The organism is Pseudomonas sp. PS02302 (assembly GCF_029959585.1).
GTDB lineage: Bacteria > Pseudomonadota > Gammaproteobacteria > Pseudomonadales > Pseudomonadaceae > Chryseomonas > Chryseomonas aestiva.
Genome location: NZ_JASCON010000156.1, coordinates 1 through 2,738 on the forward strand (window position 1 = coordinate 1; position 2,738 = coordinate 2,738).

The 2,738-nt window shown below is 70.2% G+C and carries 2 protein-coding genes; both read right to left on the reverse strand.

From position 1 onward, the window contains the following. Positions 1 to 175: 175 nt before the first annotated feature. A complete protein-coding gene (locus QMX82_RS25535) occupies positions 176 to 1,444 on the reverse strand; it encodes a DUF445 domain-containing protein (RefSeq protein ID WP_208693765.1) in 1,269 nt (422 codons plus the stop codon). A gap of 49 nt (positions 1,445 to 1,493) precedes the next feature. Then, positions 1,494 to 2,603, reverse strand: coding sequence for a Gfo/Idh/MocA family protein (locus QMX82_RS25540; RefSeq protein WP_282288769.1), 1,110 nt, complete (start codon positions 2,601 to 2,603; stop codon positions 1,494 to 1,496). Between the last annotated feature and the right edge of the window lie 135 nt (positions 2,604 to 2,738).

The window sequence follows — 2,738 nt, forward strand, 5'->3', positions numbered from 1 at the left end:
CCCGCCCAACCCGGCCCTGGTTAAAATGTGGCGGGGGCCCTGGGCCGCGATCGAGCCCCTACCCCGGCCCCTACCCCGGCCCCGACCCCGACCCCGACCACACTGTCAGAGCATGCAGCGGTAGGGTGGAAAACGGCGCAGCCTTTTCCACGTGTGTTCCGGAGGGCCTCCTGCCCTACCCCGGCCCCAACCACTGCGTCAGGGCATGCAGCACCAGCCCCACCAGGCCGCCCACCAGGGTGCCGTTGATGCGGATGAACTGCAGGTCCTTGCCGACGCTCTGTTCCAGTTGCTGGACCAGCTCGTCGGTGTCCCAGGCGGCCACGCGGGCGGCGATGTAGTCGCCAATGCGCTGGCGGTTGCGGTCGATGAAGGGCGGCGCCACGGCCATCAGCTGCTCGTTGATCCAGCGTCGCATGGCTTCGTCGCGACTCAGGGTGTCGCCCAGCTCGGCCAGCAGCCGACCCAGGCGCCGGCGGATGCGCGAATCCGGCGCGGCAAGATCCGCTTGCAGCCAGTTCACCAGCTGGTCCCACAGCTCCTGCAGATAACCCGCCAGCGCCGGGTGTTCCAGCAGCCGGTCGCGCAGTTGTTCGCCGCGCAGGCGAAAGGCCGGGTCCTCCTTGAGGCGCTCGATGAAGCCGACCAGATAGCCATCGAAGTGCCGGCGCAACTCGTGCTCGCGGTCATGGCTGATCTCGCCGATCAGGCGCGACACCGCCTGCACCACCTTGATCGCCGACCAGCGTCCGACGCGCTCGTCCAGGCCCAGATACTTGAGGGTACGCAGCTCGCCACCGATGGTGCGGGCGATCAGCGCCTGGGTGTCTTCGTCCTGCAGCAGGCGATCGATCTCCTGCAGCACCTCGTCGAGCACCGCCTGGTGGCGACCGTCGGCGGTCAGCATGTCGAGCAGTTCGCCGGACAGCGCCGCCACGTCCAGGCGCTGCAGCCGCTCCACCGCCACTCGCCGGATGAAGGCCTGCACCCGCACTTCGCGCAGGGCTTCCAGGGAATAGCGGGCGACACCGGTGGCCTGGCTGGCCACCGCGGCGGCGTTGTCCGGCTGGCGCAACCAGCCGGCCAGGCGCCCGGCGGCGTCCAGTTCCTCCAGCTTGGCCAGCACCTGGGGCGTGGCGAGGAAGTGCAGGCAGATGAAGTCCGACAGCTTGCGCCCGACTCCGGCCTTGTTGCGCGGAATGATGGCGGTGTGGGGAATTGGCAGGCCCAGCGGATGGCGGAACAGCGCGGTCACCGCGAACCAGTCGGCGATGGCCCCGACCATGGCCGCCTCGGCGAAGGCGGCGGCATAGCCCCAGGCCGGATGGCTGGCCGCCAGGGCGGTGGCCAGACAGTAGAGCGCCGCCGCCAGGAACAGCAGCAGCAGCGCGATGAGCTTCATGCGCCGGACCGGGGTGAGGCCGTCGCCGGAGAGTGTGGTCATGGAAGAGGGACAGTCCTCGCGCGGGATGATCCCAGCATCCTACCCCAGACTAGAGCCTGACCCAGCGCTCCTCCTGCGCCGACTGGCGCGCGGCCTGGGCCAGGCGCTCCACTTCCCAGGCCTCCTGGAAGTCGACACCGGTATGCCCGGGGTTGCCACCCAGGGCTTCCAGCAGCGAGCGGACCTCCAGGGTCTTGAGTTCGTTGTAGCCGAGCTGGTGGCCGGGGGCCGGGCAGAAGGCGGCGTAGTCCGGCAGGTGCGGACCGGCCAGCAGGGTACGGAAACCGGCCAGGCCCGGACGGTCGCCGACCTGGTAGAGGCGCAGTTCATTGAGCCGCTCCTGGTCGAAGCTGAGGGTGCCGCGGGTGCCGCAGACCTCGAAGGCCAGGCGATTCTTGCGCCCGTGCTTGAGCCAGCTGGTGGTCAGGGTGCCGCGGGCGCCACTGGCGAAACGCAGCAGCAGATGGGCCTGGTCGTCGATCTCCACCGTCCGGGTGCCGCCCTGGTGGGGCCGCTGGCCATGGGCGGTGTGCAGATCGGCGCAGAGCGCCGCCACCGGGCCGAGCAGGAAGCGCACCAGCGACAGGATATGGCTGCCCAGATCGGCCAGGGCGCCGCCGGCCTGGCGGGTCTCGCAGCGCCAGGTGAAGGGCCCCTGGGGATCGCCCATGAAGTCTTCGCTGAATTCGCCGCTGAAGCTGACGATCTCGCCCAGTTCGCCGCTGTCGATCAGCTCGCGCGCCTGCTTGAGCATGGGATTCTGCAGGTAGTTGTAGCCGACCCGGTTGACCACCCCGGCCTGGCGCGCGGCGTCGCGCATCCGCGTCGCCTCCTCCAGGCTCACCGCCAGGGGCTTTTCGCAATAGACCGCCTTGCCCGCCGCCAGGGCCGCCAGGGCCATGGGCGCGTGCAGCAGATTGGGGGTGGTGATGGCCACCAGCTCGACCTGGGGATCGGCGATCAGGCTTTCCCAATCGCAGCTGCGGGTGAAGCCCCAGGCGTCGGCGCAGCGAGCGGCGCGCTCCGGATCGGCGTCGGCCAGGGCCACCCGCCGCGGGCGGACCGGGAGCGCGAAGCTGCTCGCCGCGTGATGGAAGGCCTGGGCATGGGCATGACCCATGAAGCCGGTGCCGATCAGACCGATGCCGATGTCGCGCATGTCGTTCTCCGTCAGATGTGTAGAAAGACCCGGCCGGCCAAGCCAGTAGCCGACCGGGTAAAAGGGATGGCTTAGGGGTGGGGGCGGGCGCGGCCCCCCCCCCCCCCCCCCGACAGAGTGGGGGGGGCCGGGGGG

Bases quoted from the DNA above. Each gene is read 5' to 3' on its own strand.
- QMX82_RS25535 (WP_208693765.1), bottom strand. From the start codon at position 1,444: ATGACCACACTCTCCGGCGACGGCCTCACCCCGGTCCGGCGCATGAAG.
- QMX82_RS25540 (WP_282288769.1), bottom strand. From the start codon at position 2,603: ATGCGCGACATCGGCATCGGTCTGATCGGCACCGGCTTCATGGGTCAT.